Origin of the sequence: Tabrizicola sp., assembly GCF_041911175.1 — a bacterium.
Lineage (GTDB): Bacteria > Pseudomonadota > Alphaproteobacteria > Rhodobacterales > Rhodobacteraceae > Tabrizicola.
The window spans coordinates 14,153-27,766 of the sequence record NZ_JAYRPN010000111.1; the positions used below are offsets into that span (position 1 = coordinate 14,153).

The window sequence follows — 13,614 nt, forward strand, 5'->3', positions numbered from 1 at the left end:
GGCCCTTGAAATGCGGCGGACCCTGTGCCCCTCTCTCTCGACAAAAGGGGGGATCATGCGGATCGGGGACGTTTCTTTCTGGTATGCCGACATCGGCCTGCCCTTCCGCCGTGCGGTGCTGGCGGGGGATACGACGGCGGATGTGGCGATCATCGGGGCGGGGTATACCGGGCTTTGGACCGCCTACTACCTGAAGCGGGCCAATCCGGCGCTGGATGTGCTGGTGATCGAAAAGGATTTCGCGGGCTTCGGCGCCTCGGGGCGGAACGGGGGCTGGCTGACCGGCGGCTTCGCCTGGAACCACGCGCGCTATCTGGAGACCTCCTCGGAACATGCCCTCCGCGCGATGGTCGAGGCGATGAACGGTACGGTGGACGAGGTGATCCGCGTCGCCGAGGCGGAGGCGATCGAGGCCGACATCCAGCGGACGGACGAACTGATGGTGGCGACGAAACCCGCGCAGGTCGGGCGGATGCAGGCCGAAGTCGCGCACCGCCGCCACTGGGGCGAGGAGGGCCGGGTCTTCGAGATGGGCGCCGCCGACCTGGCCGAGCGCATCCGCATCCCCGGCGCGCTGGGGGCGATGGTGGTGACGAACGTCGCGCGGGTGCAGCCGGCCAAGCTGGTCCGGGGGCTGGCGAAGGCGGTCGAGCGGCTAGGGGTGCGGCTGGTCGAGGGGACCACGGTCACGGAGTTTCAGCCGGGCGTGGTCACAACTGACCACGGCAAAGTGGAAGCCCCGGTGATCCTGCGCTGCACCGAAGGCTTCACGGCGGGCCTGCCGGGGCTGAAGCGGGAGTGGCTGCCGCTGAACTCGGCCCAGATCGCGACCGAGCCTTTGCCCCCGGAGGTCTGGGAGCGGATCGGCTGGCAAGGCCATGAGATCGTGGGGGATTTCGCCAATGCCTATTGCTACTGCCAGCGCACGCGGGAAGGCCGGATCACGGTGGGCGCGCGGGGGGTGCCCTATCGCTTCGGCTCCAGCCTTGACACCAACGGCGCCCCGGATGCCGAGACGATCCGGCGGCTGACCGCGATCCTGCACCGGCATTTCCCGGCCGCACAGGGGGCGAAGATCGACCATGCCTGGTGCGGCGTCCTCGGCGTGCCGCGCGACTGGTGTGCGACGGTGGGGCTGGACCCGGAGACCGGGATCGGTTGGGCCGGGGGCTATGTGGGCGTGGGCGTCTCGACCTCCAACCTTGCCGGGCGGACACTGGCGGACCTTGCGCTCGGCCGCGACACCGACCTGGCGCATCTGCCCTGGGTCAATCGCCGGGTGAAGGGCTGGGAGCCGGAACCGATCCGCTGGCTGGGGGTGCACGGGATGTATGCGCTGCTGAACGCTGCCGACCGGCAGGAGGACAGGCCCGGCGCCGGGCCGTCGAAGCTTGCGAAGCTGGGGAACTGGCTGACCGGGCGCGGTTAAGCAATGTTTGTTGCAAAATTCCCTGCTCCGTGAGACAAACGTTGCAGAATGGGAGGACACCATGAAGCTGCATCGTCGCCAGGTCCTGGGGCTGACCGTCGCGGCACCCTTCGCGCTGAGCCTCCGGCCCGCGCGCGCCGCCGCCCGCGCCGATGTCTCGCGCGAGGTGCTGCTGACCTGGCACAAGCTGATCCTCGAACTTGTCCGCCATACCGCGACCTATGTGCCGCCGGTCGCCGCCCGCAGCTTCGGCTATATCGGCGTCATCGCGCATGAGGCGCTGGCAACCGGCAACCCCGGCCTGCGCAGCCTGGCCGGGCAGTTGACCGACCTCTCCCCCCTGCCCGCCCGAGGCGAGGGCGACTTTGACGAGCCTTGCGTACTGCATGCCGCGCTGAACGCCGCCGTGCAGGGGCTGTTCGCCAACACCGGCCCGACAGGGCAGCGCGCGATGCTGAAGATGGCCGAGATCATGGGCCGCTCCGCCCGCGACGGCATTGCGGAAGACGCGGTGGCACGCAGCGTCGCGCATGGCGAAGCCGTGGCGGCACATGTCCTGGCCTGGGCCGGAACCGACGGCGGCGCGGTGATCGACAACATGGGCTTCCCGCGCGACTACACCCCCGGCACCCGCCCGCAGGACTGGGTGCCGACCAGCGCGATCCGGCTGCAGCAGGCGCCGCTCTTGCCCGACTGGGGCAGGAACCGCCCCTTCGCCATGCCGGACACCAAGGCGCAGGATGCCCCGGACCATCCCGCCTATGACGAGGCAACGGGATCGGTCTTCCGCGGCTTCGTGCAAGAGGTTTACGACACCGGCCGCGCCTTGACCGACGAACAGAAGCTTGTCGCGCGCTTCTGGTCGGATGACGCGATGCTGACCTCCACGCCTGCCGGGCACTGGATCTCCATCGTCATGCAGATCGCCGACCGCGACGCGTTGCCGGTGGAAACCATCGCCTCGACGCTTGCCAAGCTGGGCGTCGCGCAGGCGGATGCCTTCATCTCCTGCTGGTCGACGAAGTATCGCTACAACCTCCTGCGCCCGGTCACCTACATCAAGCGCCACATCGACAAGGCCTGGGAACCGCTGCTGATCACGCCGCCCTTCCCGGAGTACACCTCGGGCCACTCCTGCCAGTCGGGCGCGGCCTCCGCCGTGCTGACCGCGATCTTCGGCGAGGATTTCGCCTTCGACGATGCCACGCACGAGGACGACGGCCTGCCGGTGCGCAGCTTCCCGTCGTTCCGCGCGGCGGCGGAGGAGGCCGCGATTTCGCGGATGTATGGCGGCATCCACTACCGTTTCAGCAACGAGATCGGGCTGGACCAGGGCCGCGCCGTCGCCGTCCACGCCGCCGCCCTGCAGACCGAAGCCTGATGCGGGCGCTGTTGCTCCTGGCCCTGGCGACCCCGGCTTGCGCCGAGCCTCTCATCCCGCAGTTCACCGACGAGACGAAGACCGCGGGCCTTGCCACGGTCTATGACGGCGAATGGGAATACATGGCGGGCGGAGGGGTCGCGACCTTCGACTGTTCGGGCGACGGCTTCCCCGAGGTATTCCTGTCCGGCGGCGCGGCGCCATCGGCACTGTATCTGAACCGCAGCCCGCAAGGCGGCGCGCTGGCCTTCGAGAAGACCGACGCGATCACGCTGGACGCCGTGCTGGGCGCCTATCCCCTGGACGTCGACAGCGACGGGGTGATGGACCTTGTCGTGCTGCGCCAGGGCGAGAACAAGCTGCTGCGCGGCCTTGGCAACTGCCGCTTCGAAGCGGCCAACGAGGCCTGGGGCTTCGACGGCGGCGATGCCTGGTCCACCGCCTTTGCGGCGATCTGGGAGAAGGGGCAGGACTGGCCGACGCTGGCCATCGGCAACTACATCGACCGGACGGCGGAGGCCTTCCCCTGGGGCTCCTGCACCGACAACTGGCTGCATCGCCCGGACGGGCAACGCTTCGCGGCGCCGATCCCGCTGACCCCGTCCTACTGCGCGCTGTCGATGCTCTTCACCGACTGGAACCGTTCCGGCCACCCCAGCTTGCGGGTGTCGAACGACCGCGAATACTACAAGGGCGGGCAAGAGCAGATGTGGCACCTGGAGCCGGGCCAGCCGCCGAGGCTTTACACGGAAAAGGACGACGGCTGGAAGCGCCTGCGCATCTGGGGGATGGGGATCGCCAGTGCCGACGTGAACCTGGACGGCTACCCGGATTATTTCCTGACCTCGATGGCCGACAACAAGCTGCAGGTGCTGAAGGATCCGGCTGCGGCCAAGCCCGACTTTGCCGACATCGCCTTTCCCTCGGGCGTCACCGCGCACCGCCCCTATACCGGCGGGGATCAGAACGCCTCGACCGCCTGGCATGCCCAGTTTGCCGACGTGAACAACGACGGGTTGCAGGACCTGTTCATCGCCAAGGGCAACGTCGACCGGATGCCGGATTTCGCCGCCAGGGACCCGAACAACCTGCTGCTGGCGGTCGGCGACGGCACCTTTGCCGAAGCCGGGGACAAGGCCGGCGTGGCCAGCCTGGCCGTATCACGCGGCGCGCAGGTGGTGGACCTGAACCTCGACGGCAAGCTCGACCTCGTGGTGCAGAACCGCTGGACCGGGGCCGAGGTCTGGCGGCAGACGGGCGAGGCCGCGGCCTGGGTGGAACTGCGGCTGGTGCAGGACGGGGTCAACCGCGACGCCATCGGCGCCGTGGTGGAACTCCGGCGCGGCGAAGCGGTGGAGCGGCACGAGATCACCTCGGGCGGCGGGCATGCCTCTGGCTCGAACGGCTGGCTGCATTTCGGGCTGGGCGCGGCGGACGCTGCGGAAATCCGGGTCATCTGGCCGGACGGCACCGAGGGAGAGTGGCAGAGCCTGCCCGCCGGAAGCTTCCAGATCCTGCGTCCCGGCGCCCCGCCCAAGGTCTGGATGCCACATTGATCCGCGAATCGCTTCGGGTTGCGGGCAGCTGAATCGGCGCGCAACCTGAGGTATTGTTTCCCAATTCACCTGCGCGCGGCGGTCGATCCGCTTCGGGGAATAAGGCAAGATCGCGGCGCATCCCTCTGGTATCCTTGATGTTTTTGTCACAGTGTGCATTTTGCAAACGCCTATGCACGGGCTCCCAGACTGGATATTAAAGCGTTTGCAATCAACAGCTTGCATGCGCCCAGCCACCCCCGCGAAGCCCCCGGCCCCTCGCGTTGCCGGTCCCGGGCCCTTCGACCCTGTCGCTGGCCCACGCAGCGGGTTTGCGCGGACGCAGCGTCAAGCGCTACAATGGAACCGGGACACATGCCGATCCGCCACTGAGGGCGGAGCGGATTTACCGGTGAGAAAGTAGACCTGTTTACGCTGGCGCGACGCTGTCCTCGTTGCGCCGTCGTTCGTGATGAGTGGCCAGCCCAGTAGGAATGAACCGTGACACAGGGTCCGACACAGATCAGCAATCAGCTCGAAAACGAGTTGGGCCGGGTCGATCCCGACTCTTTTGCCGATGATCTGAAGCCCGGCACGCAGCTCTTGGGCGGGCACTATACAATCGAAGGCTTCCTGAACAGCGGCGGCTTCGGCATCACCTATCTGGCCAAGGACAGTCTCGACCGCACGGTCGTGATCAAGGAGTGCTTCCCGAACGCGCTCTGCCGCCGGTCGACCAGTCTGGTGCGCGCCCGGTCGCGCAAGCACCAGGGCGATTTCCGCGGCTTCGTCGAAAGCTTCGTGGCCGAGGCGAAAAGCCTGGCGCGGCTGGTGCATCCGAACATCGTCGGCGTGCATCAGGTGTTCGAGGACAACGACACCGCCTATATGGCCATCGACTATATCGACGGGCGCGACCTGCACGACATCCTCGATTCCACCGACCAGGCCTTCACGCCCGACCAGATCGTCACCCTGCTGAAGAAGATGCTCAGCGCGGTGGAATTCATCCATCAGGTCGGCATCCTGCATCGCGACATCTCGCCCGACAACGTGCTGATCGACAAGTCCGGCAACCCGATCCTGATCGACTTCGGCGCCGCCAGCGAACAGGTCGCGCGTGCAACCCGTGTCCTGACCGGCCGACGGGTGATCAAGGAAGGCTATTCGCCGCAGGAATTCTACCTGACCGGGGCGGAACAAAGCCCGGCGAGCGACCTTTATTCGCTGGGCGCGACCGTCTACCATGTCATCACCGGACAGGCCCCGCCCGAAAGCCAGCGCCGCCTGGCGCGCGTGGCCGAGGGCGAGCCCGATCCCTACGAGCCGCTCGCCGGGCGGTTCGAGGGCTATCCGCCGGGCTTTCTGGAAGCCATCGACAAGGCGGTGCGCGTCATGCCGAAGGACCGTATCCAGTCGGCGGGCGACTGGCTGGACTGGATACGCATCGGCGAAGAAGGCGGACCGCTGCCCGCCGCGCTGACCGATGAACCGCCGAAGCTGAAGACCCGGCCCGTCACGCGCCAGTCGGTTGCGGCCCCGGGCGGGTTCCTGCAGGACAACATGGGCTATGCCATCGGTGCAGGTGCCGTCTTCCTCGTTGCCGGGATCGCGCTCCTCTGGTCGGTCCTGACCTGAACCCGCTCAGCTTCGCCGGACAACGCGGCGAAGCCGTCACTCGTGCCGCAGCGCGATGATCGGGTCCAGCGAGGCCGCCTTGCGCGCCGGGAAATAGCCGAAGATGACCCCGATCAGCGCCGAGAAGCCGAAGGCCAGCACCACGACGTAAAGTTGCGGCGCGAAGGGGATCGCCATGACCAGCGAGGCGACGAAGGCCAGCGCCAGCCCCACCGCCACGCCGATGATCCCGCCGACCAGCGACAGCACCACCGCCTCGACCAGAAACTGCATCTGCACCTGCCGCCCCTCGGCCCCGACGGCCAGCCGGATGCCGATCTCGCGCGTCCGTTCCGTCACCGAGACCAGCATGATGTTCATGATGCCGATCCCGCCGACCAGAAGGCTGACCGCCGCGACCGAAGACAGCATGCCGGTCAGGACCGAATTGATCCCGGTCAGGATCGAGGCCAGCTGCGCCATGTCCATGACGCTGAAATCGTCTTCCTCATCCATCGCGATCCGCCGCCGTTCGCGCATCAGCGTCTGGATGTCCCGGATTCCGCGCGCGCTGGAGACGCCGGGGGTCAGCGCCACCGAGATCGAGCTGACGCTGTCGCTGCCCAGAAACCGGCGCTGCACCGTGCGGATCGGCATCAGCACGATGTCATCCTGATCCTGCCCGAAGGTTCCGGCCCCCTTCGCCTGCAGAAGGCCGATCACCTCGCAGGAGACATTGCCCGCGCGCATCTGCTGGCCGGTCGGGTCGGAATTGCCGAAGAGCGCCTGCCTTACGGTCTCGCCGATGATGCAGACGGCGGTGCCCGAACGATCCTCCGACGGGCTGAAGCCCCGGCCCCGCAGCAGCGTCCAGTTGCCGGTGACCAACTGCCCCGAGGTTGCGCCGGTGATCGTGGTCGACAGGTTCTGCCCCCCCGCAACCACGGTCTGCGTGCTGCTCACGCTGGGCGAGATCGTGGCGACGACCGACAGATCGGCCAACGCATCGACATCGCGCAGCGTGAAGGGGCGTGAGACGGTCGTGCCCCCCGGCCCCGGCCCGCGGTCGGGGCGGATCGACAGCACGTTGTTGCCAAGGCTCGCGACGCTGGCCGTGACCGACCTCGACGACCCCTGCCCCACCGTCACCATCGCGATGACCGCCGCCACCCCGATGACGATGCCCAGCATGGTCAGCCCCGAGCGCAGCTTGTTGCGCCGCAGGGCCAGAAGCGCCAGGCGAAGCGTCTCCCAGATCATGCGCCCGCCCTTTCCGGGACCGGCCCGTCGCTGCGCACCTTGCCGTCGGCAAACACGACCAACCGGCTGGCATAGGCGGCAATGTCCTCTTCATGCGTGACCATGACGATGGTGATCCCGTCCTCGCGGTTCAGGCCCTGCAAAAGCCGCATGATCTCGTGGCTGCGGTGGCTATCGAGGTTGCCGGTGGGTTCATCCGCCAGGATCACCATCGGGGTGCCGACCAGAGCCCGCGCGATGGCAACGCGCTGCTGCTGGCCGCCCGAAAGCTGCGAGGCATCGTGACCCTCGCGCCCCTCCAGCCCGACCTTGTGCAGCGCGGCGCGCGCCCGTTCGATCCGTTCGGCGCGCGGCATCCCCTTGGAGATCAGCGGCAGTTCCACATTCTCCAGCGCCGGGGTGCGCGGCAAAAGGTTGAAGCCCTGGAAGACGAAGCCCAGGAAATGCCGACGCAATAGCGCCCGGCTGTCGCGGTCCAGACCCTGCACCTCGACCCCGTTGAACAGGAACCGGCCCGACGACGGCCGGTCCAACAGCCCGATCGTGTTCATCGCCGTCGACTTCCCCGATCCCGACGGCCCCATGATCGCGACGAATTCGCCCTGGCCGATCACCAGGTCGACATGATCCAGCGCCCGCACTTCGGCCTCGCCGCTGCCATAGACGCGCGAGACATCGGCCAGTTCGATCAGCGGCGGGGCGGCGGCTGCCGTCATCTCAGCCCCCGCCGCTCTGGTCGACAATCACCAGATCGCCTTCGGCCAGGGCGTCCGAGGTGACCGCCGTCAGCTTGCCGTCGCTCTCGCCGGGCTTGACCTCGACCTCGGTCGCGACGCCATCGCGCAGGACCCAGACCGTCGGCCTGTCCGCCCCGCCGGACGCTTTCGGCGCGGCGGTCGGTCGGCGTGGCATGATCATCCCCAGAAGCCCGTTGCCGCCCCGGCTGCTGCCGGTATCGGCCACCTGGGGCGGCTCGAACCGCAGCGCGGCGCCTGGCACGCGCAGGGTATCCTCGATCACCGTGACGGCAATCGTCGCCGTCGCGGTCATCCCCGGGCGCAACAATCCCTCGCTGTTGTCGACCGACAGGATCGCCTTGTAGGTCACCACGCCATCGGTCGTCTCGGGCGCATAGCGGACGGTGGTGATCACCGCCGGAAAGCTGCGGCCCGGGAAGGCATCGACAGTGAAACTCGCCTCGTTGCCCACCGCGACACGGCCGATGTCGGCTTCGTCCACATCCACCCGCAACTCCATCCGCGCCAGGTCTTCGGCCAGCGTGAACAGCACCGGCGCATTCAGCGAGGCGGCGACGATCTGTCCCGGTTCCGCCGCGCGGTTCAGCACCACCCCGGAAATCGGCGAGCGGATCGTGGCCTTGCCCAACTCGGTCTTGGCCTCCGACAGCCGTGCCCGGGCCAGCGCCACTTCGGCCTTCGCGCCGTCGACCACCGCTCGCGCCCGGTCGCGCGCCACCTCGACTGCGATCATCTTCAACCGCGTGCTCTGCCCGCGCTTGTCCAGCTCGCTTTGCGAATCGTAATTGACTTCGGCCTCGCGCACCGCGCTTGCGGCCTGCTCCAGGCTTGCCTCGGCTGCCTGCAACTGCGCCTCGGCGGTGAGGATCTGGTCGTTGAGCTTGGTGTCGTCCAGCCGCGCCAGGACCTGCCCCACCTCGACCCGGTCGTTGAAGTCCACAGCCACCTCTGCCAGCGCGCCCGACAGTTCCGACGACACATCGACCTGCGTCGTCGGCTGGACCGAACCTGTCGCGGTCACCGTCACGACCAGCCGCCCCCGGCTGACCGCCTCGGTCTCATAGCGCACGTCGCCCGCTTCCTGCCGCAGACCGTACCAAAGGCCGGCCCCCGCGCCCGCCAGCCCCAGCACCGCCAGCAAGACCCAGAGCCAGCGTCGGCGCGGCCGCCGGGCCTGGGCCAGGATCCGGGCCATGTCGTCCGCCGGGTTCGCCATCACTTCCATCCCTTGCTGCAGGCACATCTTCAGACCGGCGCACCCGGCGATCCGCGCCGCCTTGCCCCTTGTCTAACGCCACAGCTTGCCGTTTCCGTCGCTGCTTGCAATCGGGTGGTGGGCGGTGAGGGACTCGAACCCCCGACATTCTCGGTGTAAACGAGACGCTCTACCAACTGAGCTAACCGCCCTCGACCCTGCCTAGCCGCCGCGCCCGGGCAATGCAAGGGGCGGCCCTTGTCGGAAAGTCCCGGTCCATCTTCCGACCGAATGACAAAGGCGCGCCGGTCGGGCGCGCCTTTGCGAAAGGATGGTGGGCGATAACGGATTTGAACCGCTGACATCTTCGATGTGAACGAAGCGCTCTACCGCTGAGCTAATCGCCCGATGCCGGGTCTTCTAGCTATCCTCGCCGTCGTCCGCAAGGGCCAATCCCGCAGCCTTTGCTGCCTCAGCGCGGCGCAGCTTCAGGGTCAGGGCCGGGCCCTTGCTCTTGACCACCCGCAGCTTGCCCAGAGGCGGCACCGCAAGCGCCTTGCCGCTGGCCAGCGCCTCGCCCAAGGCTGCCAGAGTGGCCTCGACCGCCGCCTTCACCTCGGGCTTCCGGCCGCCGGTCGCGCTGGCCACCGCCTCGACCAGATCCTTCAGCTTCACCGCCACGGGCTTGGACCCGGAGGCGCTTTCCACCACCGTCAGCGCGGGTTTCGCCGCTGCTTCGGCCTCGGGCTTCACCTTGGGCCTGGCGACCCGGGCGGCTTTCGTCTCGGTCTTGTCCTTGGGGGTGCGGGCCATCCTGCCTGTCCTTCGATCACTGTCGGCGGCGGACGATAGAGCCGCTTTCCCCGCAGGGCCAGCCGATTCCCCCGGCTCCATGCGAAAAGGCGCGCCCCGGAAGGGACGCGCCTTTCCCCGTCTCATCCGGCGGTCAATGCGCGGTCTGCACCGGCGGCACAACCGCTGCCGCCCGGGCCGCTGCGGCCGCCTCTTCCGCCGCCTCGTCCCATTCCACCGGCTCGGGCTGGCGCACCAGCGCCTGGGCCAGGACCTCGCGGACATGGGTCACCGGGATGATCTTCACCCCTTCCTTCACGTTCTCCGGAATCTCCGCCAGGTCCTTGGCGTTCTCCTCCGGGATGAAGACGGTCTTGATCCCCCCGCGCAGCGCGGCGAGCAGTTTCTCCTTCAGCCCGCCGATGGCGCTGGCGTTGCCGCGCAGCGTCACCTCGCCGGTCATGGCGATGTCCTTGCGGACCGGGATGCCGGTCAGGACCGAGACGATGGCCGTGACCATCGCGAGGCCGGCCGAGGGCCCGTCCTTCGGCGTCGCCCCGTCGGGGACGTGGACGTGGATGTCGATCGCGTCGAACTTCGGCGGCTTCACCCCGATCTGGGGGCTGACCGAGCGGACATAGCTGGCCGCCGCCTCGATCGATTCCTTCATCACATCGCCCAGTTTCCCGGTCGTCTTCATCCGGCCCTTGCCCGGCAGCTTCAGCGCCTCGATCTGCAACAGATCACCGCCGACGCTGGTCCAGGCCAGGCCCGTCACCACGCCAACCTGATCCTCCTTCTCGGCCAGGCCATAGCGGTGGCGCTGGACGCCCAGGTAGTCCTCGACCTTGGCCGGATCGATCTCCACACGCTTGACCTTGCCCTTCAGGATGTCGGTCACGGCCTTGCGGGCCAGTTTGGCGATCTCGCGCTCCAGGTTCCGCACCCCCGCCTCGCGGGTATAGTAGCGGATGACATGGTTCAGCGCATCGTCGCTGACGCTGAACTCGCCCTTCTTGAGGCCGTTCGCCGCGATCTGCTTCGGCAACAGGTGCTGCCGGGCGATCTCGCGCTTTTCATCCTCGGTGTAACCGGCCAGCGGAATGATCTCCATCCGGTCCATCAGCGGCCCCGGCATGTTGTAGGAGTTCGCCGTGGTGATGAACATCACGTTGGACAGGTCGTATTCCACCTCAAGGTAGTGGTCGATGAAGGTGTTGTTCTGTTCGGGGTCCAGCACCTCCAGCAGCGCCGAGGCCGGGTCGCCCCGGAAGTCCTGGCCCATCTTGTCGATCTCATCCAGAAGGATCAGCGGGTTGGTGGTCTTGGCCTTCTTCAGCGACTGGATGATCTTGCCCGGCATCGAGCCGATATAGGTCCGCCGGTGGCCGCGGATTTCCGATTCATCCCGCACGCCGCCAAGGCTGATGCGGATGAACTCGCGCCCCGTGGCCTTGGCCACCGACCGCCCCAGCGAGGTTTTCCCCACGCCCGGAGGGCCGACGAGGCAGAGGATCGGCCCCTTCAGCTTGGTCGACCGCGCCTGCACCGCCAGGTACTCGATGATCCGCTCCTTGACCTTCTCCAGCCCGAAGTGATCGGTATCCAGCACCTTCTGCGCGGCGCCCAGGTCCTTCTTGACGCGGGACTTCACGCCCCACGGCACGCCCAGAAGCCAGTCGAGGTAATTCCGCACCACCGTCGCTTCCGCCGACATCGGCGACATCGACTTCAGCTTCTTCAGCTCGGCCTCGGCCTTCTCGCGCGCTTCCTTGCTCAGCTCGGTCTTGCGGATGCGCTCTTCCAGCTCGGCGACCTCGTTCTGGCCGTCCTCGCCGTCGCCAAGCTCCTTCTGAATGGCCTTCATCTGCTCGTTCAGATAGTACTCGCGCTGGGTCTTCTCCATCTGGGTTTTCACCCGAGACTTGATCTTCTTCTCCACCTGCAGGACGGACAGTTCCCCCTGCATGTGGCCATAGACCTTCTCCAGCCGCTCGGCGACGTCCAGCGTTTCCAGGATCGCCTGTTTCTGCGCCACGTCCACGCCCAGATGGCCCGCCACCAGATCGGCCAGCCGCGCGGGCTCACGCGTGTCCGAGACGGCGGCAAGCGCCTCTTCGGGGATGTTCTTCTTCACCTTGGTATAGCGCTCGAACTCCTCGCCCACCGCGCGGACCAGCGCCTCGACGGCAGTCTGGTCGCCCTCGGTCTCGGCCAGCACTTCGGCACTGGCCTCGAAGAAGGCCGGGTTCTCGATGAAGCCGGTGATCTTCACCCGGGCCTTGCCCTCGACCAGCACCTTCACCGTGCCGTCGGGCAGTTTCAGCAGTTGCAGCACATTCGCCAGCACGCCGGTGCGGAAGATGCCATCGGCGTCCGGGTCGTCTGCGGTGGGATCCTTCTGCGAGCTGAGAAGAATCTGCTTGTCGTCCTGCATCACCTCTTCCAGCGCGCGGACAGATTTCTCGCGCCCGACGAAGAGCGGCACGATCATGTGGGGAAACACCACGATGTCGCGCAGCGGCAGGACCGGATAGCTTTGGGTGCTCATTTGTCTACCTTCGTTCGCGGCAGCGTGACATGGTCCCGACCATCGGCAACCCCGCCCGCTCCGCCATCATGTTCGTTAACTTGTGGTCCCCGGCGAGGGGATTCAAGTTCCGGTTTGGTTCGGCAGAATGAACCTCTGCGTGAACGGGTGCAAGGTGGGAAAGCCCCCGGGGGGCGCGGGAAGTGTCGGCGATGCGGGATCGGCGTTAACGTCACGTTGACTTCTTGCCCCTATGAAAATCTTGACAAGGCCGACTTTATGTAGATACAAAAATATGGTAATTGTGTGGGAAGAACCGAAGCGGTTGGCTAACATTGCGAAGCATGGTCTCGATTTCGCCGATCTGACTGCGGAATACTTTCTCTCCGCGACTTTCGTCCCTGCCCATTCCGGCCGCCGCGCCGCCATCGGTGTCTTGGAAAACGGCGTGGTGACGACGATCTACTATGAACTTGGCGCCGAGGCTCTCTCCATCATCTCGCTTCGGCCTGCCAGCAAGAAGGAAAGGGCGATCCATGAAGGCATTTGATTCCCGGCACGCCGCCAAACACGGCTATACCCGCGAAGACTGGGATGCCGTCGACAGCCCCGAACTGACCGACGAGGAACTGGCCCAGGCCCGCCCCTTCGTCGAAGTCTTCCCCGAATTGGCGGAAAAGATGCGCAAGTCCATCGCCGGACGACCGAAGTCGGCGAACCCCAAGGTCGCCGTCTCGTTGCGGCTGGACCCCGACGTGGTCGCGGCGTTCAAGGCGGCTGGACCGGGCTGGCAGTCGCGCATGAACCAGGCGCTACGCAAGGCGGCGGGGGTGTGATTTCGCGTTGACTGTCATCCCCGCGCAAGCGGGGACCCATGAGCAGCGTGTCGACAGATGGCTGCCCGCTTGCGCGGGGATGACACATGGCTTCGGTGGATGACCGAACCACCGCCAAGCCTCACACCGGCTCCACATCCCCCTCGGCCCGCCGCGCATGGAACCCGGCCACAAACGCCCCGAGCCGACCGCCCGCAATCGCGTCCCGCAGCCCCTGCATCAGCACCTGATAGTAGTGCAGGTTGTGCCAGGTCAGCAGCATCGACCCGATGATCTCGTCC

11 protein-coding genes, 2 tRNA genes and 1 pseudogene are annotated in these 13,614 nt (G+C 67.0%); 6 read left to right on the plus strand and 8 right to left on the minus strand.

What is annotated here, in order from left to right; genetic code table 11:
• The first annotated feature begins 55 nt into the window (after window positions 1-55).
• The 4 genes from ACE3P6_RS15315 (at window position 56) to ACE3P6_RS15330 (ending at window position 5,983) form a co-directional block, all read left to right on the plus strand.
• Window positions 56-1,429 (plus strand): NAD(P)/FAD-dependent oxidoreductase, encoded by a 1,374-nt coding sequence (locus tag ACE3P6_RS15315; RefSeq protein WP_374396655.1) that lies wholly within the window; start codon window positions 56-58, stop codon window positions 1,427-1,429.
• A gap of 61 nt (window positions 1,430-1,490) precedes the next feature.
• Window positions 1,491-2,810, plus strand: coding sequence for a phosphatase PAP2 family protein (locus ACE3P6_RS15320; protein ID WP_374396657.1), 1,320 nt, complete (start codon window positions 1,491-1,493; stop codon window positions 2,808-2,810).
• Window positions 2,810-4,366, plus strand: coding sequence for a CRTAC1 family protein (locus tag ACE3P6_RS15325; RefSeq protein WP_374396660.1), 1,557 nt, complete (start codon window positions 2,810-2,812; stop codon window positions 4,364-4,366). The genes ACE3P6_RS15320 and ACE3P6_RS15325 overlap by 1 nt, the downstream gene beginning before the upstream one ends.
• Window positions 4,367-4,846: 480 nt before the next feature.
• Entirely contained in the window at window positions 4,847-5,983 is a 1,137-nt protein-coding gene (locus ACE3P6_RS15330) for a serine/threonine protein kinase (RefSeq protein WP_374396662.1), read from the plus strand.
• A 36-nt stretch (window positions 5,984-6,019) separates the two neighbouring features.
• On the opposite strand, the gene ACE3P6_RS15335 is transcribed toward ACE3P6_RS15330, so the two are convergent.
• The 7 genes from ACE3P6_RS15335 to lon all read right to left on the minus strand — a co-directional run bounded on the left by ACE3P6_RS15335 (window position 6,020) and on the right by lon (window position 12,518).
• Window positions 6,020-7,222 carry an ABC transporter permease gene (locus ACE3P6_RS15335; protein ID WP_374396663.1) on the minus strand — a complete coding sequence of 401 codons (1,203 nt, stop codon included), beginning with the start codon at window positions 7,220-7,222 and terminating at the stop codon, window positions 6,020-6,022.
• A complete protein-coding gene (locus ACE3P6_RS15340) occupies window positions 7,219-7,938 on the minus strand; it encodes an ABC transporter ATP-binding protein (protein ID WP_374396666.1) in 720 nt (239 codons plus the stop codon). The genes ACE3P6_RS15335 and ACE3P6_RS15340 overlap by 4 nt, the downstream gene beginning before the upstream one ends.
• Before the next feature lies 1 nt (window position 7,939).
• Window positions 7,940-9,196: an efflux RND transporter periplasmic adaptor subunit gene (locus ACE3P6_RS15345; RefSeq protein ID WP_374396670.1), complete on the minus strand. Its 1,257-nt coding sequence runs from the start codon at window positions 9,194-9,196 to the stop codon at window positions 7,940-7,942.
• A 115-nt stretch (window positions 9,197-9,311) separates the two neighbouring features.
• Window positions 9,312-9,387 (minus strand) — tRNA-Val (locus ACE3P6_RS15350).
• Window positions 9,388-9,507: 120 nt separating this feature from the next.
• Window positions 9,508-9,582: transfer RNA gene (locus ACE3P6_RS15355), tRNA-Val, on the minus strand.
• Between the two features lie 13 nt (window positions 9,583-9,595).
• Window positions 9,596-9,988 carry an HU family DNA-binding protein gene (locus ACE3P6_RS15360; RefSeq protein WP_374396672.1) on the minus strand — a complete coding sequence of 131 codons (393 nt, stop codon included), beginning with the start codon at window positions 9,986-9,988 and terminating at the stop codon, window positions 9,596-9,598.
• A 133-nt stretch (window positions 9,989-10,121) separates the two neighbouring features.
• Window positions 10,122-12,518, minus strand: a complete 2,397-nt coding sequence (gene lon / locus ACE3P6_RS15365) for an endopeptidase La (RefSeq protein ID WP_374396674.1) — start codon at window positions 12,516-12,518, stop codon at window positions 10,122-10,124.
• Window positions 12,519-12,792: 274 nt separating this feature from the next.
• Between lon and ACE3P6_RS15370 the strand changes: the two genes are divergently transcribed.
• Entirely contained in the window at window positions 12,793-13,047 is a 255-nt protein-coding gene (locus ACE3P6_RS15370; RefSeq protein ID WP_374396676.1) for a BrnT family toxin, read from the plus strand.
• On the plus strand, window positions 13,034-13,333 hold the full coding sequence (locus tag ACE3P6_RS15375; RefSeq protein ID WP_374396678.1) for a BrnA antitoxin family protein: 300 nt from the start codon (window positions 13,034-13,036) through the stop codon (window positions 13,331-13,333). Before ACE3P6_RS15370 ends, ACE3P6_RS15375 begins: the two co-directional genes overlap by 14 nt.
• Window positions 13,334-13,454: 121 nt before the next feature.
• On the opposite strand, the pseudogene ACE3P6_RS15380 reads toward ACE3P6_RS15375, so the two are convergent.
• A pseudogene (locus tag ACE3P6_RS15380) lies at window positions 13,455-13,614 on the minus strand (tRNA guanosine(34) transglycosylase Tgt); the annotation flags it as partial.

Coding starts and splice junctions, on each gene's coding strand:
- ACE3P6_RS15315 (WP_374396655.1), top strand. CDS start 56: ATGCGGATCGGGGACGTTTCTTTCTGGTATGCCGACATCGGCCTGCCC.
- ACE3P6_RS15320 (WP_374396657.1), top strand. CDS start 1,491: ATGAAGCTGCATCGTCGCCAGGTCCTGGGGCTGACCGTCGCGGCACCC.
- ACE3P6_RS15325 (WP_374396660.1), top strand. CDS start 2,810: ATGCGGGCGCTGTTGCTCCTGGCCCTGGCGACCCCGGCTTGCGCCGAG.
- ACE3P6_RS15335 (WP_374396663.1), bottom strand. CDS start 7,222: ATGATCTGGGAGACGCTTCGCCTGGCGCTTCTGGCCCTGCGGCGCAAC.
- ACE3P6_RS15340 (WP_374396666.1), bottom strand. CDS start 7,938: ATGACGGCAGCCGCCGCCCCGCCGCTGATCGAACTGGCCGATGTCTCG.
- ACE3P6_RS15345 (WP_374396670.1), bottom strand. CDS start 9,196: ATGGCGAACCCGGCGGACGACATGGCCCGGATCCTGGCCCAGGCCCGG.
- ACE3P6_RS15360 (WP_374396672.1), bottom strand. CDS start 9,988: ATGGCCCGCACCCCCAAGGACAAGACCGAGACGAAAGCCGCCCGGGTC.
- lon (WP_374396674.1), bottom strand. CDS start 12,518: ATGAGCACCCAAAGCTATCCGGTCCTGCCGCTGCGCGACATCGTGGTG.
- ACE3P6_RS15370 (WP_374396676.1), top strand. CDS start 12,793: ATGGTAATTGTGTGGGAAGAACCGAAGCGGTTGGCTAACATTGCGAAG.
- ACE3P6_RS15375 (WP_374396678.1), top strand. CDS start 13,034: ATGAAGGCATTTGATTCCCGGCACGCCGCCAAACACGGCTATACCCGC.